We start from the raw sequence: 26,131 nt of genomic DNA, 5'->3' as shown, positions 1-26,131 counted from the left end.
CCGTTGACGCAGAATAAAAACCGGTATATTAATTTCCACGGGAAAACAAAACGCCGTTCACATAAAAGAACAACACTGTGAGGTAAGCAATGACTCCCGTACGTAAGCAATTGTTGTCGCACATACTCGACCCCGACAGCGCGTTCGATCAGCCGCCAGCTAAAGTGCATGAGATGCAGGTCCAGGCTGCCCAAGAGCTGTTCCAGGAGCGCATTGAGCAGATACCGCTCCTGCGTCACCGGGCCGAGGAAGCCGGGATCACCCGCATCGACAGCCTCGAACAGCTGGTGCCCCTACTGTTCTCACACACGGTTTACAAGTCCTACCCGCAGTCCTTCATCGATAACAATCGTTGGGACCGGATGCTGCAGTGGCTGCAAACGCTATCGGTTGCTGACGTCAGCAATGTAAACGTGGACGGCGTGCGCGATGTTGATGAATGGCTTGAGCGCCTGTATGAAGCTGGCCATCGCCCATTGGCCACCAGCGGCTCGAGTGGCAAGTGCTCATTTCTCAACCACACGGCCGGCGACCAGGAAAACAAGGCGCTGCATTACAAGCATGCCACGGCCTGGCCATTTGCGAAGGCAGAGCCAAATCGTGCGTTGTTCTGGTTGGGCCCGATCAAGGGGTACAACAGCGCTATCGAATCGGCGCAGATCGGTCGCGTTAATTGGGGGCGGCCGGGCGCCATGTTTGCTCTGACTGAAGAGCCGCTGCTGATCAGTGAAGTGAGCCGTGCTGCGGCAATGCGCAAAGCCATCGCCGAGGGCACAGCGCTACCTGAAGAAATCCAGGCGTTTGAAGCCTCAGCACGGCTGAAAGCGCAGGAGGGCGCAGCGGCCATGCGCCTGCTTGCCGAGAAAATCCTCGACCACCGCCATGAACCGATCATGGTCAGTGGCCTTTGGGCCCAACACATGATGATTATCCAGTGCGCGCGTGAGCGCGGTATCGGCGATGGTGAATTCCACCCTGGGGCCATTATTCAGGCAGGTGGCGGTATCAAAGGCGTCGCACTGCCTGAAGACTACAAAGAGCAAGTGGAGCGCTTCTACGGCAACGTCATCCGCCCGGCGGCCTACGGCATGACTGAAATGGCCCAGCTGATGCCCCGCTGTGAAGCCGGGCGCTACCATCGCGCCCCTGGCTTGATCTGGTTGATTACCGATGAGCCGGGGGAGCGCTTGCTGACGCCAGCGGATGCCGACGAAAACGGCAGGGTCGAAGGCCGCTTTGCATTCCTTGACCTGCTGTTCGAAGGGCGCTGGGGAGGCGTGATCACCGGCGACAAAGTGACCGTCGACTTCTCTGACCAGTGCCCTTGCGGGCGCCACGGTCCCACCTTGCTCGACAACATCACGCGTTTTACCCAGATCGGCCAGGACGACCATATCGGGTGCGCGGGTACGCTCGATGCCTACATTCGCGGAGCGCTTGCAGAATGACTACTTCCTCAGTTGCACAACCCGCATCCGAAGCGGTTGCTGTATGCCATATCATCAAAGGCGATGTGGTAGTAGGCGCCGAGTCGGTGCATGGTCCTGCTCAGGCGCGCTTCGCGACCCCTCGAATTGACCTCGATCAGTTGGTTTGGACACGGGACAAGCCTGGCCCGGCCTTCGATACCCCAGTCAGCGAGATCATTGATGTATTGGAACAGACCGGCCAGTGGCTCAAGGCAGACCCTGAAGGGCTGGTAGCCCAAGCCTTGGAGAACTCCCTCAAAACAGGGCCGTTGCCGCGGCATATCATGGAGTTTTCCTATGAAAATATTTCAGCGCCGTTCAATCGGGCGGGGCTGGAATTTCAGATCCGCACTGAACTCGGCGGCGCGGATGTGCTCGACGGCTGGCGCGAGATCAAGGATTCGCCCAGTGGCCGCCAGAGCCGTATACGCGCATTTCCACCCAGGTTGATCCATATCGTTGCAGGTAACGCCCCGGGCGTTTCTGCATTGACGGTTGTACGTGGAGCACTGACCAAGGGCGTCCACCTGCTCAAGCTGCCTTCCAACGACCTGTTCACCGCGCCGGCTATATTGCGGGCCATGGCGAGCGTGGCACCTGGGCATCCGCTGACGCGCTCGTTCTCGGCAGTGTACTGGCGAGGAGGCGATGAGCAGGTCGAGCGTGCACTGTTCAGGCCGCAGTTCTTCGACAAGGTGGTCGCTTGGGGCGGGGATAGCGCCATCCGCAGTGTCAGCAAGTACATTGGCCCTGGTTTTGAACTGGTGTCGTTCGATCCCAAAACCTCGATTTCGATGATTGGCCGGGAGGTGTTCGATTCGCCAGAAACGCTGGCTGCAGTTGCCGACAAGGCAGCGTTTGATGTCACCCTCATGAACCAGCAGGCTTGCGCCTCCAGCCGCTTTCAGTTTGTCGAAGGCACGACCGAGCAAGTCGACCGGTACTGCGCACTGTTGCAGCAGCGCATGAATGTCGACCGACCTATGGCTTCGGCTATTGGGCCGCGAGTGCCAGCAGGGCTGCGTGACGAGATCGACGGTTTGCGGATGCTCGAGCCCGCCTACCGGGTGTGGGGTGGGTACGGCGGGGAGGGCGTGGTTATCCGTTCACACGATCCTGTTGACTTCCACCCTGATGGCAAGATCGTCAATGTCGTGCAGGTCCAGGACCTGCAAGATGCGATACGGCACGTGAACATCGCCACCCAGACGGTGGGTGTCTATCCACCGGAACGAAAAGCACTGCTGCGCGACCGGTTGGCAGGGGCGGGGGCGCAGCGGGTGGTGAATATCGGCGGCTCTGCTGGCATTGAGGCCGGGTTGCCTCATGACGGTTTCAATCCCCTGCAGCGCTTTGTCCGCTGGGTGAACGACGAGGGCTGAGCAGCTGCATGCGCAGCCATGACGCCGCTGCGCGCGGCGTCACTCCATTACACACGACTCAGCTCAGTGAGGGTAGGTATGCATTATCAACGACTAGGTTGCTCTGGTTTAAGGGTGTCGGAACTCTGCCTAGGGACAATGACCTTTGGCGCCAGGCAATGGGGCACTTCGGAGCAGGATGCTGGCCCAATTTACAAAATGTTCCGTGATGCGGGCGGTAATTTTTTCGACACGGCAAACGAAATTTATTCAGAAGGGCGCTCGGAGGAGATTCTAGGCCGACTGGTCAAAGGGCACCGAGATGAAGCGGTTATCGCCAGCAAATACAGCTTTCATGTGCCTGGGACACGCAACCCCAACATTGCCGGCAACCATCGCAAAAGCCTGAAACGCTCAGTCGAGGCAAGCCTGCGCCGGTTGGACTCTGACTACATCGATGTCCTCTGGACGCACTGCTGGGACGGCATTACGCCCGTCGAGGAAGTGATGCGTGCACTCGACGACCTGGTGCGCGATGGCAAGATCCTGCATGTCGGTGTTTCCAATACTCCAGCGTGGGTCGTCGCGCAATCCAACACTTTGGCCGAGCTGCGAGGCTGGACATCGTTTATTGGCCTGCAGATCGAATACAACCTGATCGAGCGCGCCGCTGAACGTGAGTTACTGCCCATGGCTGCTGCTCTAGGCTTGTCCGTATGCGCCTGGTCACCACTGGCCAGTGGCATTCTCAGCGGCAAGTACGGCGATCCACTCGACACGCAAAGCAAGCGTCTAGACGCTTTCCAGCTCAAACCTCTGGATGAACGAAGCCTTGCCATCGCCCGAGGGGTAAGTGCGCTTGCCGCTCGATTGGAAAGGCATCCGGTCCACGTGGCATTGAACTGGCTCCGGGCCAAGACAGGCGTGGTACCGCTATTGGGCGCCAGAACCCTGGAGCAACTAAGCGATAACCTCGCATGCCTGGATTTTCAGCTTGATGCGGAGCAGGTGGCGTCACTCGACACACTCAGCGCCGTCGAACTGGGGTACCCCCATGACTTCATCAAGCGCACCCAGGGCATTGTCCTTGGTGGCTTTGAGGGGAAGATCAAACCGTAGCAATGGTAAAAAGGGGCCGCCCAGCGGCTCTGTGGGCCTACACCGAATCCTGCTGGGGTCGCAGATAAATGCCGTACAGCATCAAATCTATGGCCTTTTGCAGGTAGGCGTTCATCGGCGCATCACCTTTGGCAATCGGGTTCGTCAGTAACTCCCGCCTAGGCTGAGTGACGAGAATGTCGAAGACGATCGAGGCGGCGATCTGAATTGATTCCTCCTCGATCTCACCTCTATCGGCAGCCGCGCGCAGTACAGATTCGATCAACGACAGTCGCCCTTTCTGAATGGTACCGGATACCCGCTGATAGACATCGGGTATGCGGTATTGGACCAAGGCTATCAGTCGTTCCAGGCCGATCACCTCAGGGCGTAGCGAAATTTGCATCATCTCGCCTCCTAGAAAAAGCAGCTGATCCCGAAGTGACCCATCGGGTATTGCAGTCGAGATCGGGGTGATCAACTGCTCGATGCCATGCTCAATCGCGTCCACGAGTAGCATTTCGCGGTCCTTGAAGCGTGTATAGAGCGTGCGCTTGGATACCTGTGCCTCCTGGGCAATTTCGCTCAGGGTCACGCCATCAAGCCCGTGCTGGCAGTAGGCACGCAGAGCTACTTCCAGAAGGTGATTGCGCAACTGCGCGGCGACCTCGCGGCTGGGCCGCCCACCTTTGCTGGAGCGCCCTTCAAGCAAGCCAGTCGCCTGCTGGGTCTCTTCTGAAGCTGCTCGTTTCAAACCTGTATCCCTTCAAATGTCGCCGATGATCGGCAAGCTATTCATGCTTAAACGGAACTCACGAGTATACTTTACGATGATGAGCCTGTAGATTTCCAACTGCTACCTCTGCTTGTCGCCTGAGACTGACGACAGCCCGACCCCGATGCACGATAAGCGAAAAGGACTGATCATGAGCGATGAATACAATTCCAAGTACACGTCCATCAAGCATTCCCATGCCGCGATAACCCTTGACGATGAGGGAACCCATTTCGAATCACTGTCCAAACCCTCTACCGAGACCGACTTCTGGGAAGAAACGGCGTTAGGTGTGGTCGGCCAGGCTGGCGATAATGATGTACTTCTGTGGGCCGCGGGTTATGCGTTGTCGGGCAATGGCGAAGGCATCTGGGGCGAAGGCCTGAGCGCAGAACGGGAGATTCAGCTCATCGTAGTGCCGCGGGCACAACGAGGCACGATGAGCGACAACAACTTCCTGCGCGTGGGCTGGACGCCGAAAGAGCGCTTGTCGATGGAGCAACTGAAGGTGACCCGCACCGATGATAAAGTCACGTGGGATTTCAACGGCCTGCGCTTCGAGGCAGCCCCTCCGCTCTGGGCGTTGAAAGGGGAGGCGGGCGGCGCCCAGTTTGACCTCGCCTATGAACAAAACGGCACGCCACTTTGGAACTGGGGGCCATTCAGCAACGCCGCTCAAGCGGATCGTGCTGGCTACGACACCTTCGTGAACGTCAATGGCTCGATCAAGCTACCTGAACAGACGCTGGAGCTTACCAACGCTTACGGCGTGCGCGAGCACATCCTGACTGGCCAGATGAACGACCCGGTCAAGAACCTTCCGGCGCCCAACTGGATGTGGTGGCTTTACACCATCGACGGCGACGTGAAGGTTAATTTCTTCCAGGTCAATGACGGCATGCAGCTCGGTTTCGTCAAGTACGGCGAACATGAACAGGTCAATATTGCATCGCATGGTGATGCGGGCTCGATCCGCTTTCAAGTGACAGAGAAATGGGAAGACCCGCGCACCGGTATGAACCTGCCGGTCAAATGGAGGCTGGACATGGAGCGTGAGGGATGCAAGGTTGCCGTTGATATCGCTGCTCATGGTCGAGCGTACAGCCACTGGCCGACTGCGCATGGGACACGCATGTACTGCTACTTGTTGTCGACCATGAGCGGCACAGTCGAATTGCCTGACGGCCGAACGATTGAGTTGCACCAGCACCTGACTGTAAATTCATTCTGCCGCACGGTCCTGACGGCTACTGAGTCTATCTCAGGAGCTGCTGCCAAGAAGCCTGTCTGATCGAGAAAATCAAAAGGCGATTGACTCGGTGAGTCGATCGCCTTTTGAGCGTTTACATGATTAACAACCAGGGGCGAGGCCAGAGTAAGCGACAGCGTTAGCGACCTACAGCGCGATCGCGTTTAGCAGCCGCCAATGCTTCGGCAAATTCGGGGTTGACCGAGGCGATACCGGCCGATAGTTTCGCGCCCGATTGATCGGAGCTCTTTGGCACTGCGTAACCCGACTCATCGAGAATACGCGGCAACGCCTCGAGCAAGCCCTCCGGCGACATCGTATCGAGTGTGAAAGATGCGCCGGCAGTCTCACCTACAAATACGCGCGCAACGAACCCGCCGCCGCAATGAAACATTTCGCCATTGACAGGGCAATCGGTATGCGCAAGCAACAGCACCAGATGGCTGACCATTACCGGGGGCGCGAAGCGTTCCATGAGCGAAGGTATACCCTGAGCTTTGGACTGGTCGGTGAACGCTACAGGGCCTACCAAATTGACCTTGATACCTTGCCGGTCACCTTCGGTCGCAAGCACCTTGGTCATGCCGATGAGTGCGCTTTTGGCCACGCTGTAGGCTTGATCGCGGCGACGACCAAACATCCCGGCGCCTGACCCCGTCATGACGATGCGGCCGTGTCCATGACGCTGCATATGCGGCCAGACAGCATGGGTGACGTTCCAGCCCCCGGTAACATTCACGCGCATGATGCGTTCAAGGTCAGCCACACGGGTTGATTCGAATGGGCCAAGGTCGGCGTAGGTGCTGGCGTTATGGATCAGCATGTCAATCCTGCCCCATTGCGCGATAACCGCATCCACCATCTGTTCAACTTGGGCACTGTCACCGATGTCGCAGCAAGCCACCATGGCTTGGCCGCCTGCGGCGCGAATTTCTGCCACCACTGAATCGGCCGGGCCCGTATTGCCACCGTGTTCGCCGCGCCCATCCACGCCGTAGTCATTCACCACGACGAAAGCCCCGCGCTCAGCGAGTGAAATGGCATGCTGTCGGCCTATGCCGCGCCCTGCGCCGGTAATGAGCGCGACTTGTCCATCGAATCTCAACATCGTTTTTTCCTCAGTTGATTGCGGACGGAAATGTGTTTGCCGAGCAGTCAATCTACAGTCAGCACGATTTTGCCTCTTGCCCTGCCGGACTCACTCCGTAAATGCGCCTGACTTGCTTGGGCAAGGGGAAGAACCTGGTCAATGATCGGCGTGAGCACACCGTCGTCCAGCAGCGAGGCAAGCCTAGCGATACGTTTGCCATTTGCCGCGACCTCGACCAATGCCGTGCGCACCTTCATCTGTTTTGCAAGCACAGTGTCGATTCCTGGAGGTTGCAGGGTCACCATCAGGCCATCGGCGCGCAGGACTCCCATCGATTTGACTTGGGTTTCGCCGCCCAAAGCATCGAGAACAATGTCGATGTCTTTCACGGTGCTGGCGAAGTCAGTCATTCGGTAATCGATTACCTGGTCAGCACCCAATGAACGTACGAGTTCGACGTTGCCTTTAGAGGTGGTTGCTATGACTTCAGTGCCGGCGATCTTGGCCAACTGAACCGCAAACACGCCTACGCCTCCGGATGCTGCATGAATGAGTACTCGCTGGCCCCGCTTGAGCTCGGCGTGGTCGAACAAGGCGCTCCAGGCCGTCAACGCGGCCAGCGGCACGGCGGCTGCCTGCACGTGGCTCAACCGCTTTGGCTTCAAGGCAATTGCATCACTGCGCACGGCAATGTACTGGGCATAGCTTCCGCCCACCTGGACGTCGCGCATGCCGAATACTTCATCACCTGGTTTGAAGCCATGGACACCTGGACCGACCTGCTCGACCGCTCCGGAAAAATCCGCTCCGGGTATGAAGGGCAGGGACAAGCTTACGAAATCCTTGAACCAGCCGGCGCGGAACTTGTAGTCGGCTGGATTGACGCCTGCGGCGTGGATCCGCACAAGGACTTCGCCTGCACAAACATCCGGAACTGGTACCTCATCCAGCACCAGGAGGTCAGTGCCACCGTAGTGGTGGAAGCGGATGACTTTCATTCCATGTCCCCTCATTAGGCCCGGGGTCAACGACCGGCCGGTAGATAATTGTCATCCCGTCCCACTGCGGACGCGTCCAATTGCGTTGGCCAGCAGAAAGCAGAGGCGAACGCGGGACGAGGGTGCTATTGTGTTTTAATTCCGATATGCGCCCTTTGTTCCGATATTCGCACGATCAGATTCATTGGTGAAGCGAATTTTCATCAACAAAAATAAGGAAGAGCCATGAACAGCACAGCCATTGCCGCCGAACTGCAGGAACTGATTGACCAACAGAAAATCCATGACTGCATCGTTCGGTATTGCAGCGGTGTTGACCGGTTTGACCGGGAGATGGTGAGAGGCGTTTACCATTTTGATGCCATGGATGACCACGGCGCCTTTGTCGGGCCAGTCGAGGCGTTCATTGATTGGGCTTTCGCATACCACGCGAAATACCAACACACTCACAAACACTACGTCCTCAACCACCGTTGCGAGCTCGACGGGGATACGGCACATACCGAGACCTATTGGATATTTGCGGGCAAGAACCATATAGGGCCAGGGCTGACCCTGAGCGGCGGTCGGTACATCGACCGTTTCGAGAAGCGCGATGGTCGCTGGGCAATCGCTGCGCGTAAATGCGTCATTGAATGGAACGGAGCACTAGGCGAATTTCCCATGCCTCAGGAAGCACTTGACGCATTCGCTGCAACGGGCATCGCTTCTCGAGATAAAAACGATCCGTCCTACGAGCGTCCGCTATGTGTGACGCGCTCCAGCACAGTCTTGCCATTCTGAAGGTCCATCTCGTCCAACAATAGGGGTTATAAGATGTCTTTGAAGCGCAACTGGTTGATTACGGGTGTTTCAAGCGGACTGGGCGAAGCACTGGCCAATGCTGTGTTGGCGCGCGGCGAGGTCGTTATTGGCACCTTGCGCCAGCCTGGACAAATGGCGGCATTCGAGGCCCTGGCACCTGGGCGTGCCCATGCGCTGGAGTTGGACCTGCGCAATTTTTCGCAGGTGTTGGAGCGTGTCACCGAAATCCAGCAACAGCTCGGCGGGGTCGATGTGTTGGTGAACAACGCTGGCTATGGCCTTGCCGGTGCGCTGGAGGAGGTTAGCGAGCGCGAAGCCCGTGAGCAGATGGAAACAAACTTCTTCGGGGCGCTTGCGGCCACCCAGGCTGTGTTGCCATTGATGCGCGCCAAGGGCCGGGGGCATGTGGTGAACATCACGTCAATGGCCGGCTTCATGGGCATCCCAGGCATGCCGATTTACAGTGCCTCGAAATTTGCCCTGGAGGGGCTCGGCGCGGCCTTGGCAGCCGAAGCAGGGCCGCTGGGGATCCGAGTCACCAATGTCGAGCCTGGAGCCCTGCGCACGCGATGGGCCTCAGGTAATGCCATCGTTCGCTCGCAACGGGTAATCGAGGATTACCAGCGTACGGCAGGTGCCGTCCGTAGCGGACTGGAGAAGATGGATGGCCACCAGGATGGCGATCCGGCAAAAGCGGCCTTGGCGATTCTTGCTGCAGTCGACGCAGAAAACCCGCCCCTGCATCTTCCGGTTCATCCGACTGCCTTTAGCACCTACAAATCGATCTTGAAGGCTACAGACGAACAGTTGGATAAATGGCGCGAAGTCAGCGAGAACATCTTGTATGACTGATACCTGGACAAACGCCGGTTCTAATCTGATTGCATTGTGACGTAGGGCGTTTGCGCTATCTGAGCCGCTACCGCGGCCCAGATACCAGCGGCAGCCAAGACCAAGTCTCACGTTGCTCACTGGAGCAGCATCGACTGCGGAGTAAAGCAGCATAGGACGGACTCGTCTGAAGGGATACTTATGTTAGTGTAGGTTTCTGCTTCATCCTTACGTCCAAGCGCCTACAGTAACCTTTTAGAGAGAGTGCGACTATTTTTAGAACCATCGATTCCCTACGAGCGTTTCTCACGGTCAGCGAGACGACGAGTATTCGTAAGGCTGCCGAGCAGCTCTGTATCACTCAGCCAGCAGTGAGCCGTCGAATTCAGATGCTGGAAGCGGAGCTTGGAAGCTCACTGTTCAAGAGGTCAGCTCAAGGCATCGTGCTGACGGATGCAGGCAAGACGCTTTACGCCTCGGCCAAGCGGATCGAAGCCATCTGTAATGACACGCGCTATGCCTTAGATGAGCAGTCGAATGGAACTTCCGGCCCCTTTCGCGTCGGCGCCGGGCCTGCATGGAGCGATGTCATCGTTCCAACTGCGTTGGCTAACCTCAGTGTCGAATTTCCAAAGCTGAATATATCGCTCATTGCAGAGCTCAACACCAAGACCCTGCCGCTACTCGATCAGGAAAAGCTCGATGTGGTGGTAGGTACCTTACAGCCCGAGCTGGCCCCGGTGGGAAGTGATCTGGCATACGACTTCATTACCGAAGTCTCGATCAAAATATTTGCTCGTGCAGAGCACCCGCTTGCTCAAGGCTTCATTTCGGGAAATGAGCTTACCTCCTTTCCATGGGTCGGCTTTTCTGGATCAACCCTTGGCCGTGAAAGGACTATCCAATTCTTCAGGTCACTGGGTATCCATCCGCCGGACATGAACATAGAGACTTCCTCGCTGCACGCCGCGTTTATCTTCTTGGCGAAAGACGACTTTCTGATGATGCTGCCCGACACCCTTTCAGTGGCATTGGCGGCGATGGGTATTTATCCGATTCCCATGGCGAAACCGATTTGGTCATACGCCGGGGGAATGGTTTATCGGGACAAGGGGCTGAAGCGTAGGCCGATTGAACGCTTCAGAGCATTGATCACCGAACAGATTTGGCGACCAAGCTAAGGATTCCTGATCGTTCTAATAGCTCCGAACACCCGGTCTAGACAGCTTGCGTTAAGGGGTATAAGCGCAGAACATCACCCTTCAAAGAAATCGTCATTTCATCGTGAAGGCGCTATTCCGGTACAAAAAGCCTACTAACAAGAAAGGGGCTTTACCGATGAAATGCTTATTCATGCTATTCGACACATTGAATCGTCGTTCGCTGGAGTGCTATGGAGGCACGACCACGAAGACGCCGAACTTCAACCGCCTGGCCAAGCAATCCATCGTATTCGATAACCACTATGTGGGTAGCCTGCCTTGTATGCCTGCACGCCGGGAAATCATGACCGGTCGGCACAACTTCCTTCACCGTTCGTGGGGCCCGCTGGAGCCATTCGACAACTCTTTCCCAGAAATCCTGGGGCAGGAACGTGGCGTGTACGCTCACCTAGTCACCGATCATGCCCACTACTGGGAAGACGGCGGCGCCACGTATCACACCCGTTATGACAGCGCGGACATGATCCGTGGCCAGGAGACCGATCCATGGAAAGGCATCGTCGAACCCATGCCTGAGTGGAAAGAAAAATATCACGCCAAGCAATACAGCATGGCACGCCGGCACAAGCACCGTCGCAACATCGTGAACCGAGAGTTGTACAAGTCCTACGAAGAATATCCAGCCGTTCGAACCTTCGACGGTGGTCTGGAGTTCCTCCAGACAAACCATAAGGCGGACAACTGGTTTCTGCAGATCGAGACGTTCGATCCGCACGAGCCCTTCCAGGTGCCGGAGTCTTTCCGTAAGGACTATCCGACTGAATACCGTGGCCCGATCTTGGACTGGCCACCTTATGGCAACGTGAACGAAACGCCAGAGGAAGTGGCCGAGCTTCGCGCCAACTACTCAGCGACTCTTGCACATTGCGATCTGCAGTTGGGTCGTGTACTCGACTTCTTTGATGAACACAACCTCTGGGAAACGACAGCCCTGATCCTGGGTACTGACCATGGCTTTCTGCTTGGAGAGCAGGACATGTGGGGCAAGCTGATCATGCCGGTGTACAACGAGGTCGCGCACATCCCATTAATGATCTCTCACCCAGATCATCTTCATCGTGCTGGTGAGCGGCGACAGTCGCTGACTCAAACCATTGACTTGATGCCTACCTTCCTGGACATCTTTGGGGTCAAGGCTCCTGCCGAAGTGCAAGGCAAATCACTGCTACCAATGCTTGCTGAAGACATGCCGATCCGTAAGGCCGCGCTGTATGGCCAGCATGGCTGCGCGATCAACGTCACCGACACCAAGCACACGTACTTCCGCTACCCGGCTGACATCAATGGAGGCGACCTCTACCAGTACACGCTTATGCCAACCCACATCCAGTCGTTCTTCAGCGTGGAAGAGTTGCGCCAAGCCGAGTTCGTCAAACCTCTGCCTTTCACAAAGGGTATCGGTGTTCTGAAAATGCCGTCCACCCCGTTGTCGCCGGTCTACAACCGCCAAGGCGCGGGTGCACAGATCGATGTCGGTACGCGGCTCTTTGATATCGAGAATGATCCTTGCCAACTCGCGAAGGTATCGGATGCTGCGGTTGAGGCAAAAATGGTGGAGCAGATGGTGGATCTAATGAAGACCGCTGACGCACCGCCAGAGTTGTACGAGCGTTTTGGCTTGCCCGCGTAGGGGTTGACCGCAGCACAACACCAATAACAATAAGCATCACAGCAGGCGTGCCAAGCATGAATATTAATAACAAGATTCTTGAGCAGGACAGCGGGATTCAGAGCGCTCAGCCAAAGTATCGGTGGCTGATTCTGATGATGGCCTTCAGTGCGTGGATAACGACATTCTTCGTGCGTTTGGCGTGGAGTAATGCCGGCTCCTCGGTCGTCGACAGCCTGGGCCTCACAACGGCCAGCATCGGTACATTCATCACCACGTTCTACATCGGCTACATGGTGTCGAATTTCTTCATGGGGTTCGTGACTGACAGGATTGGTGCGCGGCTTTCGTTGCTGCTGGCTCTGGTTCCGCTGGGGCTCGCCTGCGCTGGCTTTGGCATGATCAAGAGCCAGGCCGCTGGACTCGCAATGCAACTGGCGATGGGATTTTTTGCCGGAGTCGACAATGCTGCTTGCACCAAGCTGGTCGCTACCTGGTTCCGCAAGAAAAATCTGGGCTTAGCCCTTGGTCTGTTCGCGACGGCCCCCTCTTTGGGTATCGGAATCACCAATGCGGTGTACCCTTATGCACTTACTTTAATTGACTGGCGGACTCTATACATCGCCCTGGGTGGATGGACAGTCGCCGTGGCACTTATCACGTTCGCCATGATCAGGAATCAGCCTGCAGACGCCGGCGCACAGTTAGAGAAGCCGTCCGCAAACATGTGGGCCATGCTCAAGAACCGCGAGATCCGGATTCTTGGTGTGGCTGGCTTCGGAGCGATTTGGGCAACTTGGGGTTTCGCCTTCTGGGCTAACACTCTGATGATCAAAGCGCACGGCATGTCTGCCGCCGATGCTGGGCTTGTCTCTGTGGCCTTCGCCGTGGGGGCCGTGGTCACCAAGCCTCTGATTGGCTGGCTGTCAGATGCCATCGGCGGGCGCCATAAGCTGCTCATCACGATCTGCATTGGTAGCCTTGCAGTCTTGATGATGCTCTTCGGCCAAGCACAGACCAAGACTCAGTTCTTGATAATCGCACCATTCCTAGGCTGTGCCGCGTTCAACTATTCCCCATTAATGAATGCCTTGACGACGCGCATCGTTGGTATCGAGAACACAGCGTCGGCAATCGGAATGATGAATGGACTCTGGCAAGTTGGCAGTGTTATAGCACCGTCCGCTGTGGCGTATGCGTTTGCTCAGACCAACTCGTTTACCGTGGCCTTTACTGTTCTGGCAGCAGGGCCTACCCTGGGCTTCTTCCTGATTCTAATGTTGCGAACTCCAGCCATGGCGTCGGCAGCCGTGCCGCATACTAACTGCAATACCGTTTCGCTGGAATCGAAGTAGTTCTATAGAAGTGCTCGCTGTTCAATCAGTAGCGCTCCATGCGAAATGAGTAAAGCAGCTGCAATAAGCTTTGGCAAAATAATAACTATATAGGCCTCTTCGTCATGAAGAAAATAGTTTTGTGGGTGAGTGTTCTTTTAGGAGCACTCCTCAAGGTGAGTCTGTGTGCGGCGAATGGTTTTATTGATGACGCCAGAGTTGATTTTGGTGCGCGTAATTACTATTACAACAATGACTACAGATCCGGCTCTGCTAATCCTTCAAAAATTGAAGAGTGGGGTCAGGGCTTTATTCTGAACATGGAGTCAGGTTACACCGCCGGACCGGTCGGAGTCGGTCTTGATGCCTCAGCCATGCTGGGCATCAAGCTGGACTCGGGTGGCCGAGCCGGGCACGCAAAATCGACGCGTCAGCCAGGCATAATGTTTCCTCAAAGAACGGACCACTCGGCTGAAGATGAGTTCTCAACCTTGGGCCTGACGCCGAAGGTAAAATTCTCGAAAACCGTGTTTCGCTACGGCACGCTACAGCCTGTGCTTCCGGTGCTCGTGAACAATGACGGGCGTCTATTACCAATGTGGTTCAATGGCTGGCAGATCGACTCGAAGGATCTCAGCAATGCCGAGCTCGTGGCTGGCCGGTTGAACAAGGTTAAAGCACCTGGTTCGACAAACCTTGAGGGCATGCGGATCGCAGGTGGTACTGAGCGAAGTGAGGATTTTGAGTACGCCGGCATCAGCTACAAACTGAGCGACTCACTGACCTCCAAGTATTACTACGGTAAACTTGAAAATTACTATGCCCAAAATTTTCTCGGGCTAGTGCATTCGGTCAATGTTGGTGGCAGCGCGCTCAAGACAGATTTACGCTATTTCAACAGCTACGGAGTAGGTGAGAACACCCATAACCCTCGATACGGATCCTCCGGGTATTTTAATGGCGCTACCGTCGGCAAAGTGGATAACCAGGCTTATAGCTTACTGTTTACGCTGTCAAATAATGGGCATGCGTTCGGTGCGGGTTACCAAGTTCTAAAAGGGGACAGTGACTTCCCCTTCATTAACCAAGGCGATGGATCGTCTGCATATCTCCCGACGTCAATCCAAGTGCTCAAGTTCACCCGAGCAGGGGAACGATCCTGGCAGGCTCGCTACGGCTACGACTTTGCGAAGGCGGGTATTCCGGGGCTTAGCTTCAACGCGATATATGTCTCAGGCAGCAATATTAAAACCAAGATAGGCGACGTTAAAGAGCATGAAATTGATACAACATTGAGTTACATTTTCCAGGGTGGGGCACTCAAGAACCTTGAGGTTCAGTGGCGCCGTGGACAGCTGTCTAGCGATTTTCCAAACGTTCGTGATCAAGTCGAGAATCGGCTCATCTTCAACTATCGCGTGGACTTGCTTTGAGTGCAAAAAAGTTTAGTGAGGAAAATTAAAATGAGCAAAACAGTTCTTGTTGGTCTGATTGGAGCAGGTATCCAGCTTTCCAAGACGCCCGCCATGCACGAGCAGGAGGGGCAGTGGACGTCAAGCGTGATCGAGTGGTGCAGATGGGGGCAGGGGGTTGCTGGGGGGGACTGGGGCTGCTGTGGCCAGAGCACTGCTGCTGGAAGGCGTGGATAACTTGACGATTTTCGACGTTGATGCCAGCCGCGCTGAGCAGTTGGTCGACAACCTCAACAAGCATATTCCTGGCGGGCGGGCGACCACCGGTGGTGATCTCGACATTGCGCTCAACAGCGCCGATGGGCTGGTGAACACCACCCCCATGGGCATGGCAAAGTTCCCGGGTATGCCAGTGCCGCGCCGTTTGCTCCGTCCTGAGTTGTGGGTTGCTGATGTCGTTTACTTCCCGCTCGAAACGGAGCTATTGCAGGCAGCGAGGGAATTGGGCTGCCAAACACTTGGAGGTGGCGCCATGGCCGTATTCCAAGCGGTCAAGGCCTTTGAGTTGTTCACCGGTATCACACCAGATGCGGATCGGATGAGTCGACATTTCTCGGCGTTGATATGAAATAGGGCAAGGATAGGCCTGTTGTAGTCGCACTGCTGTCGCGAGTGCCATTGCGACGGTATGCGGCGAATCCAATCTCTCTATGGAGCGAGTAGCTCCGCTTAATCTAGAACCCATCATTTACATAGGTAGCTGTGCCGCCATGGTCGAAAGAACGAAGATTGAACAGCGCCTTCTAGCTGGAGGCACTGAGCCTGATCCCCGATTCACCCTTGCGAATGAGCGAACCTTTCTGGCCTGGATTCGCACCTCACTAGCTCTTCTAGCCAGCGGTATCGCAGTGGAGGCATTCACAATCGACATCTTTTATTCGGAAGTCCGCAAAGGCCTTGCCTCTTCTATGCTCACACTAAGCCTTTTGGTAAGCCTCAGCGCCTGTCTTCGGTGGCTCAACGTAGAACGCGCGATGCGACAAAAAGCGCCTCTGCCATTGCCTCTTCTGTTACCCCTGCTATCGCTTGGTTGCTCTCTTATGGTTGCCGTGTTCCTCGGTTTCTCGCTACTTCGTGGAGTCTAACAATGCAGGTATTGCGAAGGCACGAGGATCTCGGCTTGCAACCCGAGCGAACCGCTTTAGCGTGGGTTCGTACTCTGGCATCTATGATGGCAATTGCTGTCATGTTTCTTAAATGGATTCCTGATTTCGGCTGGTTAGTGTTACCCCCTATTATATTTGCATCGGCAGTGCTTTTATGGGTGCTATTCGGAAGCCAACGGCGCTATCAGCAGGGAGTAGTCGGCATCGCTCATGATTCAATCCGGGCACCGCTGTGTGAGGTAATCGTGCTGGGGGGCAGTGTGGCCGTACTGGTCTCGTTCGGTTTTTTTCTGCTGTACATGATTGGATAAAACTCAAGGGGTAATGAGGACTGATAAACGGTCGCTACTGCCGGAGATACGGAAACACCATGTGTATCATCAGCGCTGCTTTATTGCTGCTGTTGGTAGCCTATCAAGGCCGCTTGACGCTTGCCCAGGCACTTGCGCTGGTGTTCCTGCTCAATTGCGTGCTGGGGGTGACTGGACCATTGGCATTGACCAAGTGTTTGAACGTGAACCCGAGACTGACTGGAGCGGCCGCTGGTGTGTATGGTTTCCTGCAGATGGCCGCGGGCGCTATCAGTACATCCTTGGCCTCGGTAGGTTCCGACCCTGCTATTTCCTCTGTGGCGGTGCTACTGGGAGCTGTGGCTTCGGCACAGGTCAGCTTCTGGTTTTCACTTTTACAGGACCGCAAGTCTGCAAAGGCTATCCCCCTATGAGTGGAGCGGCGGTGCCAGTATGGTCGTCGCCACTGCAAACTCTCGCAGTCTTTCGACATTCCTGAGGTGGACTTCAGGTCGACTTTTTGCATTTAAATATGCATCGTGACACCAAGCCGTCCGCTAACAGCAAGGTACAGTCGGTTGAAACTTCATCAAATAAAGGCATTAGTCGCCATCCATCACGCAGGCAGCATTCTTGAAGCGTCCAAGATTCTGCACATCACCCAACCTGCGCTGAGCCGTTCGATCAAGGAACTGGAGCGGGAGCTGGGGTTCGAGCTGCTGCAGCGCTCGCATAGGGGCATGGCCCTGACCGAGGAGGGCCAGCGGGTGATCCGTCATGCCAGCCTAGTAGTCGAAAGCATCCGTCGCTTGCAAATCGAAGCGGCGACCATCCAGGACGCCGCACTGGGCTCTGTGTCGATCGGGGTCACCTCGCTGACAGCCATGCTCAATGGGGTCGATGAGAGCATCCTGGCCTTCCGGCGCAAATACCCACGGGTGAAGATCACCATCACCGACCTGCGCCCCAGTCACATCCTGCAGCGCCTTCGCGATGGCAGCCTGGACTTTGCCATCACCTCTCAGCAACCGCTCAGCCGCCTGAACTGTGACCGGCATCCATAGATGCCGGTCACACGAATCTGCAGCCTAGGGAGCGCACGATGTTCATTTTTACTAACCAGTGAGTCAGCACTAACTATTTGTATTTAATACATTTTTTTATGGAAAAACAAAATTCTGTGTTTTTTTTGGCATCAAAACATCACAGATTTTTGAAATGCATCTCAATAAAATCAATAGCTTACAAATCTGTGTTTTTTTAGACAAGTGGCGCTGGTCGGCTCATGCATCATGCCTAGGCTTAAGGGATGGAGACTCTCGAGGGTAGGCGTCATGTTAAGCATCGGCTCCTTTGTCCACACCACCCGTAGCGCGGATCTGTGCTACGTCCTTAGAACCGACTCCCAAAAAGACGAACTGCGAATCTGCCGGCTACTGGACGGAAAAGCGTGCTGCTTACCATCAAAGCATGTCATTGCTGAGGCGCGTCCTGCAGATCGTTTTCGAGAGCATGTTCGAGAGTTTATTAATCAAGACAAGTCTCCTGACTCCGATTCGGAGCCAATGTTTTCGAATTTCGCTGAGTATTTGACTGAGTACGTTAGTCGCGCAGTCAAAAGTGACTCTCAGTATATTATCGAGGCGGTCGTAAATTTCTTGATTATCGTGCTTAATGAGCAAGATAACGGGGATTATGGGCGATCGTTTAACGTTTTCTATCAGGATGTGAGCTGGTTTTGCTATCAGCTAGGCATGGATAGTCCATCAGACTCTCTTGTAAAGAGTCGGCTGCAAAGTATTAGGAATGAGTCCTTTGCTAGCCCGGGTGCGGGAGATGTCAACGATGAAGTATAGACCTGAGAGCCTTGTTGCCTTGCGAGATAGGCCGGGAATATTTATCGTCAAAAGCTTTGATGCAATGAAGAATTTTCTGGTCGTCGTAAACTCAATAACGGGAGAAAATGTTGAGACATCTGAGGGAAATATTGCGGTGGCCTCTGATGAGTCCTTGAGTAAATTCAGGGATGAAACTTTGGCTGCTGCCCCCGTTGTTGAGGATAGCGTGGTTATTGAGTTGCCTTATACTGAAGACGAAAAGTCGTTAGCGCTGGAGCGTCAGGCAGTATTTGATGAGTGGATGTCTGGAAAGCAAGGCATAGAGTATGTCAAGAAGCAACTTAAAATCGAAGCCACCATGATTGGAAGGTTGAGAGATAGGTACATTATTATCGGTGACTGGACTGCCTTTGTCCCAGGGAAGCCAGGTCGCAAGAAGGGTAGCACGAAATTTTCTCCTTACGTGGAGGAGTATATAATATCCACCGCCGAGGCAGATTACACAGGCCCAGGGGCGAATGAAGAGCGGGTTATTGACTCTATTATCTCAGCGCTAGGAAAGGCAAATGCTCCGTCAAGAGCCACCTTGCGCAGGCGCTTGCGCACAATTCTCAAAGAGCGTGAACGAATCAAAGCTAAAGAAGGGGAGGAGGCGGCGCAGGACAAATGTGGAAGTTACCCGTTTGGTCTGAAAGTATCTGGGCCTCTTGAAGTGGTCGAGGCTGACGGTAGTCCGCTGGATATGCATGCGAGGTGCAGACAAACGGGAATAGTGCTCGGTCGACCGTATCTCATGCTTATAAAAGATAAATGGAGTCGATCTTTTCTCGGTTTCGCTTTGTATTTCGGGGCGCCCAGTAGGTGGACGTTAGCACAAGCCTTAGACATGGCGATAAAGCCAAAAGAAGATCTAATCAGAGCCTTAGGGCTCGATGAGAATGTTTATAAATGGATCCAGTATGGTCGCTTTTCTGCCCTGATGGTTGATGGAGGGCCAGACCTCAATGCCAAAACGGTCAAGGTTGCTTGTGAGATCCACAACGTTAAGCATATGAGAAGAAAACGCAAGCAGAGTGGTGGCTCGATCGAGAGGGGGCTCGGTATAATAAATCGTTATTTTATACAGACCTTAGAAGGAGCTGTGCCATCTTCTGGGAAAAAACGGCGTGGAAAAAAAATTGAAGAAACCGCAATTTATTACCTTGACGAAATATTTAAGATGGTGGTGACTGAAATTTGTCGAAGGCATGAAAAGGGTGGCTATGATGGGATGACCTCTAACGATCTCTGGCTTAGTCGATTTGGTGAACACAACGGTGAAATTCTGACACCTCCGAGATTTGAAGATCCGTTAGATTTTATTATTGGTATGTATCATGAGCACCGGGTAAGAGTTCGCAAGGATGCTATAATTATTCATGGAATCTTGCGTTATGACCCTGGGCCTTACTACGGGCATTCCGGATCGCACGTCAGGGTTAAAGTTGATAATTCAGATATTGATCGCGCATGGGTTCTACATAATGACAGATGGGTACCCATTGAGCGCCTTGGGCCAGATTTGGACGACCTTAGACCATTCGAAAGTGTTGATCCGCCCTGTAGATTTGGCCCCATATCAATGCTTGCATGGAAGGCAAAGCAATATAAGCAGCTTAAGGCTGGGGAATTAACCCCGGCAGGTGAGCGGATCCATCTTAGTCAACAGGACATCAAAAAAGCGCTTCAAAGGGAAGCTCTGGAACAAGGTCGTAATGCAGCAAACGCTACACAAAGTGAGATGGTTGGGCCTTTTGCCAAGGCTACTCCCAAGAAGTCAAAAACGCAATCGAAGGCCGAGCCTATTTTCGACGCAGCGGATGTTGAACCGCTAGAAGGGTTTGATCTATGAAAGCTGATCATGAACGCCTCCTGGAACAAACCGCAGAAGAACGCATGATCTCCTGCATGAGGGATGTTTTCATTATGCGTCCGGAGGCTATGATCGCAATGGGTAGCTATAAAAGGCTCGTTGCTCTTCCCAGGCTAATTGATAATCCGTGTATGTCTATAACAGCTAAGTCTGGTCAAGGTAAGAGTACGATTGGAGCAGTAATGGCGCAACAAAGCTGTGCGCCGAACTCAGACTGGGCAAGAAAGGTTGTTTATATAGATTTAGTTCGCAACACTGCTAATTTGAACTTGACTAAGTTGCTACAAATGGAGATAGGGATTCAGTTCGGCGAGCGCAAGAAACCGCTCACGCTGAGCTACAATGATATTGCGAGAGGACAGAGGTTGATTCGGGAAAATAATGTGGGCGGAGTTGTGCTGGATGAAGCGCAACTACTGCTTAAGGGGTTTACTGATCGAGGTCGCGAGCTTAATCTTTCCGCGGTCAAAGGATTTGCTGGCCCATACTGGGCGTTAAATTTCTGCTTGCTTGCGGACAAGGAGAATCTCGAAACACTTCTAAAAGCAGATGATACAATTTCTAGTCGTTTTAGTTTGCGCTCAGCTCATCTTCCGGAATTGAAGTGCGATAAGTCATTCATCGCTTTTGTGAAAGGATTTGTAGCGAAAATGCCACTCCGGCAAAAGTCGATCATTGATTTTGACTTCTGTAAAAAGCTTTTGGAGTTATCAGTTCTCAAAGTATATAGGGATGGTGTTGAGGAGAAGTATTCACCGCTGAGGTCTGTTGTCACCATCCTCAAGGAAGCATCGCGGATGGCAATCGAGTCCGGCCTTGAGTACATAAATATTCAGAGTCTGTACATGGTCGATGTCGTCCTGAAAAACCGAATGGATACGCAGTCCTACTTGGATCGCTATACTGTGATTCAATAGTCTGGTTTATGGTGTGGTGTTTCATTATGCTGAATAGGTTAGGTGCATTTACTGAAGCTCAATGGTCTAACTTGTCGGGAAACGAAATTGTTCTCACTGCACTGGTTAGCTCCATTTGCAATGGTGTAGCAGTGGGGAGTGATGATGACCGCACTAACTTATACTTGATTGGTGGGGCTCTGGGCTCAGGTTTATCTGCGCTCTCTTATCAACTAGAGCACCACTTTAGGTCTCAGCAACTAAGGGTTTTATCAATTGAGCGTCACCCTCAGAAATCGGTTACCTTGTTTTCTTCGGATCTTGTATATTCACTGAAACTTCCTGCAGAGGTTTCTGAAGAGATAAGAAAGCATAAAGGGAAGTCAGCCCTTGATGAGGCCTACTGGCATTTGCTTTTAGAAAGAAATTACGATTTAATAATTATTCGTGACGCACACGAATGGGTCTTGCCTAGTCTTATTTCTTCATCTCAATCTTTATTGGCAATGCAGGAGCTTGTTGCTCGCTGCCCATGCATTCCAATTGTCGTATTTGCGGAGCCAGGCGCTGCTCGGGAAATTGATCATGCCGTTTCGCTGACTAATACGGGGGTGCGCTCATTTGAGTTATCCCCGATGGAGAATGATCGCGACTTTGAAATGTTCATCCGCGATATTCGTCGCAAATTACTAGCAGCTTCTGATCAAGGTGCGGAGATATCACAAGAAGAGATAAAATCGATTCATTCCAAATCTAAGGGCCTTATTGGTTATGCATCCAGGCTGGTGCATTTGTCTTTGGCAGACGCTGGTGCGTTACGTTTTAATGAAGCTGATAATTTTGAGGCTGAGCAGCTATTCCCTATTAATGGTGAGTCGTTTTCTTCGTGGATGGGAAGAATGTCCGTCGAGAACATGAGCGTCGCAGAGCTCAATGCTTTTGATGTTTTCTCACACCAATGCGCTCAATTGTCGGTAGACCCGGACTCACTATATGAGTTTCCGGCTATACGGAGCTGCTTTAACGATCGTTATGAGGGTGTTTTTCAGAGCTTTAGATTGCCCACAGATGGCTATCTCCCATTTCGTCAGAGCACTAGCTACTGCCCAGAGTGTCTGAAAGCGGATATTAGGAAGGTTGATCTGCCAGCTTGGCGGTCTGCTTGGCGCCAACTCGGTATGTGTATCTGCTGCGATCATGCGTCTCCAGTGATGTTGCTTAGCCTTTCTACGCCTCATTATTCACCGCTGGACAAGGCCTGGCGTGCGTACACTGAGTATGTAAGTAGCCCAAGCTCTCGGTTGCTAGTCAGCTTTCCTCTCATCAGCAACGGCGAGCAGGCCATCGCGGATAATCAAATGCTGTTGAGGATCACTGCTAGGGTACAGAGTTGGGTGCTAGGAGATACCCAAATCATCCAGACTCAAAAGCCTACCAAGGCAGTTCTGGAGTTTTTGCTTGGCGTCTGGCTCTGTGATCCTGCTTGGCGAACGGCTCCGGGATTTGCCTGTTCCTTCTTCTTTCCTCAGCGTAAGGGTAATAGCGCTAACCTCACTCCTGATACGTCCTTTGCTGATGCCCCTCCTCATTACTCATGGGCGACTCCACGTCAGATAGCTGTTGCTTACTGGATGCTCGGAGTAGCTTTCAATGTGATCTCTTTCGATGAAGCTCTGACGATCCGTGACGTATGCCGACCGTATTCTCTTCCGTTTCCAGTAGATCGTAATGAGATTAGGAGGGTAGGGCTTGGTGTACACGCTCGGCGAGTGAGGGAGGAAATGATAGCATTGGCATATCGAACTCTCTGTGCAGAAGAATTCGAGCAGGTTATTTGGGCATTGAGATAGTAAGAATGAGTGTATTCTGGCCCTCCTAATGCTATCTACTGATATTGCCCGCTTTTAATATTTTCAGCTAAATAGAAACCCAGGTAAAGCTTTCGTACATATGCTGACTGTGCGAATGTTGAATATCAATTGAAAATTGACATGCTGTGCATGGCATTTTCGATGCATCTAAAATTTGCGATTTATTGACAGGTGCAACGGCGGGTGAGCTACAGCTATGGATGGCTGATCGTTACAGATGCGGTAAAAATTCGAGACCGCTCTCATCGCTTTATGAGTAGATTTCACCAGTGAATTGCCCCTGCTAGCACCTTCATAAAATCGGACTGGCGGTAGGATCCTTCCCTGGGTTTACGCTCAATTTTCTGCTTAACATATTGATTTGTCTGAATTTATCTTTCGTAAATTTTATTTGACAGGCGCCCCAGCGGTTCTGATTCAGTATGGTTTTTGGACTACACTGGTCAGAGGTATAGTCGAACGGGAAAGGTTTTATTATGGCACGCTCCCATCCCCTCATCGAGGCCCGGCGGTTAGAGTACGAGTTTGAAAAGGTCTTTCGTGGGCTTGAGGAGCGAAGGAAGGAACCTGAGTATGCCCAGGATATTGAGTTTTTTAAAAGGCTGGAGGATCTTAGGGTTAAATATGGCTATTCTTACGTCGAGGTTGCTGACCTGCTTTTGAGGCGATATGCAGGATCAATTGACATGCTGTTGAGTGGTGTTGCTGCAGTCAATACCAGGGCGGTCAAGGAATTGGTTGATATTTACACTCAACCTGATGAAGATTGCGGTTCGGGTGATACGACGCTGAAGCCAAAATCCGACCAGCATTCAATGTGTTCTGCTGTCGAGCACATTGAGTCTTGATTTTTAAGGGTGAAAGAAATGGATCGTATTGAAGAGCTACTCTCTATCACGAATCGGATTACAAAGGAGTATGAGTCTTTACTGCCTCTACTGCGCGATCCCGAAGTATCGAAAGCGGTCTCTTTTTTGACTGAACTGGATTCTCTCTCCGAGCAATACGAGTTTACGGCCATTGATATTGTGCGGCTTATAGATCCAGGCCGTGCAGAAGAAATTCAGGCTATCGCCAGTACAATGGCTAAAAGTTCGAGGTCGTAAAGGTGTCAAGAGAAAACTTAGTAACAAGATACCAACGTCTTATAATGTCGAGAGTATTTACTCTGCTTTTCGATTCCAAATCCTCCCCACGGTGGTAGTAGATACTCCCACTTTATCTGCCGTCTCTTTTCGGCTCAGTCCTAGGCCCCGACAAGCCAAGATAGCCTCTACTGTCTCCGGAGGTGTCCTGCGTCCAGGCTTGGTGGTGACCAGTAATCCGTCTTCGAACTCCCCGTTCCATCTCGCTAACACACCAAGTTCAGCCAGTTGCTGACCATCGTCTTCGAGGTGCACGAGCAAATCCTTGTGCGATTGGCCACGCTCAAGGCTCGCTGCGACGGTGAGGAGGGTGAGGGCATCGACCTGAAGCACCGAAGCGATTGCTTCCAGCGTATCGAGTGTTACGCCGCTCTTGGCGGTTTCGAGGTTGTATACGTGCTTGGGATCGACGAGCCCTTGGAAGTCATCCTTGCTGAGGCCTCGCGAAGCCCTCACGAGCCGGAGGACTGCGGCTAATGACTCTCTCAGTGGCATGACGGCTCCCCAAAGCTGAGGATAGAGCCACATTGATTAAATTCAATCCATGGAATATATTCCCTGTTCTGCACGTTTTGCCTGATTGGTCGAGCAAGGCGGGGCCGGACGTCTGATCTCGAGCTCAGTGCCCAGCCGCCAATTTATGGAAAACCTTTACGACAGGCTCATGCGGCCCTGTATGCACCAAATCGCCCAGGGTTAAGGCTCTCCGGGTCATGGCTCGCTGCATCGCCATCGTGTCCGTGCACGTTCACCTCTGATACGGAATAGTCGGAGCCGCCACGCAGAGCTGCGTTAGGGCAATAACCCGAAATTTTCAATGCATCGCCTTGGCGATAGCTTCACCGAGATGATCGATGTTCAGAACAGACGACAATGATATGGCAGGCCTCCCAGGGATGTTTGGTGAGGGGCTTGCTCATTGGCATGCCGTGACCCGAATGCTCCGAAAGCACTGGTTCCATCTCTCGGTAGTGATGGTCGGGCAGGGCAAAGGCCATGAGTTTGAGCTCATGGTCAATGACGAGCTGAAATTGCAGCAAGTCCTCCAGTCCCAGGACGAGGAGGTTTTCGTCAAAGAGATTCAGGTTGTCACCCCAGCGAGCATGAATGGTAGCGGTGCATGGCGGATGGAGAAGGTGAAGGGCCTGGCGATCGGAGATGACCAGAATGGTGACAGTGTCTGCGTCGTTACGGTTGACGGTGGTTCTGTTTACCACGATTCGTACCGTACGAATCTGGATGTAGCGTCGCTCACCAAGATGCGGGTTTTGTACGACGCCCTGAGCGCGAAAAGGAGCTTGCAATGAGCGAAGGTAAGCTCGAAAGCTCTGTCGACAGCGAGCTCCTATCAGATAACCATGTCCCGGCTGCCGGCCTTGAGCTCTCTGTTGAAGCTGCTCGTGCTCTGGTTGTCGAGCGTTTCCCACGTAGGTCGTACTGCATCGTCGAAGACTGGACGCTGTTCGAGCCTGACCTGACCGAGGATGAGTTGGCCAAGGTAAAGGCAGTGGGCCTGGTGCCTCTGATCGTATTCGCCCACTGTGTTGTTGACGACAGTGAGGGACGTTTCCCACCTGGTGGCTGGGTTCGGTCGACGATGTGTGCCTCATTCGTGGATGGGGTTTTCGCCGCGACGAGGAACACTGTCTACGTACTGCTTGGCCCTGGCCGTCGTCAGAAGGCCAGCCTAAAAACCATCTTCTCTTTCTTTTAAGCATCGCGGCACTGCGTCTGGAGTGCTCCTCACGCAGCGACGTGCA

24 protein-coding genes and 2 pseudogenes are annotated in these 26,131 nt (G+C 53.5%); 22 read left to right on the top strand and 4 right to left on the bottom strand.

The window, feature by feature from the left end; translation table 11 throughout:
- Positions 1-89: 89 nt before the first annotated feature.
- The 3 genes from ACF8O8_RS17535 to ACF8O8_RS17525 are packed head-to-tail and all read left to right on the top strand — an operon-like array spanning position 90 to position 3,949.
- Complete coding sequence (locus tag ACF8O8_RS17535; RefSeq protein ID WP_392510063.1) at positions 90-1,448, top strand: hypothetical protein; 1,359 nt, start codon at positions 90-92, stop codon at positions 1,446-1,448.
- Entirely contained in the window at positions 1,445-2,851 is a 1,407-nt protein-coding gene (locus ACF8O8_RS17530; protein ID WP_392510062.1) for an acyl-CoA reductase, read from the top strand. The genes ACF8O8_RS17535 and ACF8O8_RS17530 overlap by 4 nt, the downstream gene beginning before the upstream one ends.
- Before the next feature lie 18 nt (positions 2,852-2,869).
- Positions 2,870-3,949: an aldo/keto reductase gene (locus ACF8O8_RS17525; RefSeq protein WP_392510061.1), complete on the top strand. Its 1,080-nt coding sequence runs from the start codon at positions 2,870-2,872 to the stop codon at positions 3,947-3,949.
- A gap of 37 nt (positions 3,950-3,986) precedes the next feature.
- Here the strand turns inward: ACF8O8_RS17525 and ACF8O8_RS17520 are convergent, their stop codons facing one another.
- Entirely contained in the window at positions 3,987-4,682 is a 696-nt protein-coding gene (locus tag ACF8O8_RS17520; RefSeq protein WP_392510060.1) for a TetR/AcrR family transcriptional regulator, read from the bottom strand.
- Positions 4,683-4,854: 172 nt separating this feature from the next.
- Between ACF8O8_RS17520 and ACF8O8_RS17515 the strand changes: the two genes are divergently transcribed.
- A complete protein-coding gene (locus tag ACF8O8_RS17515) occupies positions 4,855-5,994 on the top strand; it encodes a hypothetical protein (RefSeq protein WP_392510059.1) in 1,140 nt (379 codons plus the stop codon).
- A gap of 97 nt (positions 5,995-6,091) precedes the next feature.
- Here ACF8O8_RS17515 and ACF8O8_RS17510 read toward each other — a convergent pair whose 3' ends face one another.
- Positions 6,092-7,060, bottom strand: coding sequence for an SDR family NAD(P)-dependent oxidoreductase (locus tag ACF8O8_RS17510; RefSeq protein ID WP_392510058.1), 969 nt, complete (start codon positions 7,058-7,060; stop codon positions 6,092-6,094).
- A gap of 47 nt (positions 7,061-7,107) precedes the next feature.
- Positions 7,108-8,040 carry an NADP-dependent oxidoreductase gene (locus ACF8O8_RS17505; RefSeq protein ID WP_392510057.1) on the bottom strand — a complete coding sequence of 311 codons (933 nt, stop codon included), beginning with the start codon at positions 8,038-8,040 and terminating at the stop codon, positions 7,108-7,110.
- A 225-nt stretch (positions 8,041-8,265) separates the two neighbouring features.
- On the opposite strand from ACF8O8_RS17505, the gene ACF8O8_RS17500 reads away from it, so the two are divergent.
- The 16 genes and pseudogenes from ACF8O8_RS17500 (at position 8,266) to ACF8O8_RS17425 (ending at position 24,332) form a co-directional block, all read left to right on the top strand.
- On the top strand, positions 8,266-8,823 hold the full coding sequence (locus ACF8O8_RS17500) for a nuclear transport factor 2 family protein (RefSeq protein ID WP_392510056.1): 558 nt from the start codon (positions 8,266-8,268) through the stop codon (positions 8,821-8,823).
- A gap of 39 nt (positions 8,824-8,862) precedes the next feature.
- Positions 8,863-9,696 (top strand): oxidoreductase, encoded by an 834-nt coding sequence (locus tag ACF8O8_RS17495; protein WP_392510055.1) that lies wholly within the window; start codon positions 8,863-8,865, stop codon positions 9,694-9,696.
- 251 nt (positions 9,697-9,947) lie between these two features.
- Positions 9,948-10,856: a LysR family transcriptional regulator gene (locus ACF8O8_RS17490; RefSeq protein WP_392510177.1), complete on the top strand. Its 909-nt coding sequence runs from the start codon at positions 9,948-9,950 to the stop codon at positions 10,854-10,856.
- 157 nt (positions 10,857-11,013) lie between these two features.
- Positions 11,014-12,528, top strand: coding sequence for a sulfatase (locus tag ACF8O8_RS17485; protein ID WP_392510054.1), 1,515 nt, complete (start codon positions 11,014-11,016; stop codon positions 12,526-12,528).
- Between the two features lie 56 nt (positions 12,529-12,584).
- A complete protein-coding gene (locus ACF8O8_RS17480; RefSeq protein ID WP_392510053.1) occupies positions 12,585-13,862 on the top strand; it encodes a nitrate/nitrite transporter in 1,278 nt (425 codons plus the stop codon).
- Positions 13,863-13,966: 104 nt separating this feature from the next.
- Positions 13,967-15,274 (top strand): OprD family porin, encoded by a 1,308-nt coding sequence (locus tag ACF8O8_RS17475; protein ID WP_392510052.1) that lies wholly within the window; start codon positions 13,967-13,969, stop codon positions 15,272-15,274.
- Positions 15,275-15,381: 107 nt separating this feature from the next.
- A pseudogene (locus tag ACF8O8_RS17470) lies at positions 15,382-15,881 on the top strand (shikimate dehydrogenase); the annotation flags it as partial.
- 142 nt (positions 15,882-16,023) lie between these two features.
- Complete coding sequence (locus ACF8O8_RS17465; protein ID WP_392510051.1) at positions 16,024-16,398, top strand: YidH family protein; 375 nt, start codon at positions 16,024-16,026, stop codon at positions 16,396-16,398.
- A 2-nt stretch (positions 16,399-16,400) separates the two neighbouring features.
- Positions 16,401-16,730, top strand: a complete 330-nt coding sequence (locus ACF8O8_RS17460; protein WP_392510050.1) for a DUF202 domain-containing protein — start codon at positions 16,401-16,403, stop codon at positions 16,728-16,730.
- 59 nt (positions 16,731-16,789) lie between these two features.
- A complete protein-coding gene (locus ACF8O8_RS17455) occupies positions 16,790-17,143 on the top strand; it encodes a hypothetical protein (RefSeq protein ID WP_392510049.1) in 354 nt (117 codons plus the stop codon).
- A gap of 144 nt (positions 17,144-17,287) precedes the next feature.
- A pseudogene (locus ACF8O8_RS17450) lies at positions 17,288-17,761 on the top strand (LysR family transcriptional regulator); the annotation flags it as partial.
- 784 nt (positions 17,762-18,545) lie between these two features.
- The gene (locus tag ACF8O8_RS17445) at positions 18,546-20,438 is read left to right on the top strand and encodes a hypothetical protein (protein WP_392510048.1); all 1,893 of its coding nucleotides are present in this window, start codon (positions 18,546-18,548) and stop codon (positions 20,436-20,438) included.
- Complete coding sequence (locus tag ACF8O8_RS17440; protein WP_349738931.1) at positions 20,435-21,376, top strand: TniB family NTP-binding protein; 942 nt, start codon at positions 20,435-20,437, stop codon at positions 21,374-21,376. The genes ACF8O8_RS17445 and ACF8O8_RS17440 overlap by 4 nt, the downstream gene beginning before the upstream one ends.
- Positions 21,377-21,402: 26 nt before the next feature.
- Positions 21,403-23,205: a TniQ family protein gene (locus ACF8O8_RS17435; protein WP_349738930.1), complete on the top strand. Its 1,803-nt coding sequence runs from the start codon at positions 21,403-21,405 to the stop codon at positions 23,203-23,205.
- A 497-nt stretch (positions 23,206-23,702) separates the two neighbouring features.
- Positions 23,703-24,074: a hypothetical protein gene (locus ACF8O8_RS17430; RefSeq protein ID WP_235199861.1), complete on the top strand. Its 372-nt coding sequence runs from the start codon at positions 23,703-23,705 to the stop codon at positions 24,072-24,074.
- 18 nt (positions 24,075-24,092) lie between these two features.
- Positions 24,093-24,332 carry a hypothetical protein gene (locus ACF8O8_RS17425; protein ID WP_235199860.1) on the top strand — a complete coding sequence of 80 codons (240 nt, stop codon included), beginning with the start codon at positions 24,093-24,095 and terminating at the stop codon, positions 24,330-24,332.
- 57 nt (positions 24,333-24,389) lie between these two features.
- On the opposite strand, the gene ACF8O8_RS17420 is transcribed toward ACF8O8_RS17425, so the two are convergent.
- Positions 24,390-24,866 carry a helix-turn-helix transcriptional regulator gene (locus ACF8O8_RS17420; RefSeq protein ID WP_349738928.1) on the bottom strand — a complete coding sequence of 159 codons (477 nt, stop codon included), beginning with the start codon at positions 24,864-24,866 and terminating at the stop codon, positions 24,390-24,392.
- Between the two features lie 359 nt (positions 24,867-25,225).
- Here ACF8O8_RS17420 and ACF8O8_RS17415 point away from each other — a divergent pair, with 359 nt between their 5' ends.
- Positions 25,226-25,678 carry a hypothetical protein gene (locus ACF8O8_RS17415; protein WP_349738927.1) on the top strand — a complete coding sequence of 151 codons (453 nt, stop codon included), beginning with the start codon at positions 25,226-25,228 and terminating at the stop codon, positions 25,676-25,678.
- Complete coding sequence (locus ACF8O8_RS17410) at positions 25,675-26,085, top strand: DUF6957 family protein (protein ID WP_349738926.1); 411 nt, start codon at positions 25,675-25,677, stop codon at positions 26,083-26,085. Before ACF8O8_RS17415 ends, ACF8O8_RS17410 begins: the two co-directional genes overlap by 4 nt.
- The last annotated feature ends 46 nt before the right edge of the window (positions 26,086-26,131 follow it).

The sequence above is a fragment of the Pseudomonas sp. TYF_14 genome, assembly GCF_043105275.1.
Taxonomy (GTDB): domain Bacteria; phylum Pseudomonadota; class Gammaproteobacteria; order Pseudomonadales; family Pseudomonadaceae; genus Aquipseudomonas; species Aquipseudomonas alloputida.
The sequence above is the reverse complement of the archived record's forward strand: the minus strand, read 5'-3'. Positions and strand labels throughout refer to the sequence as shown.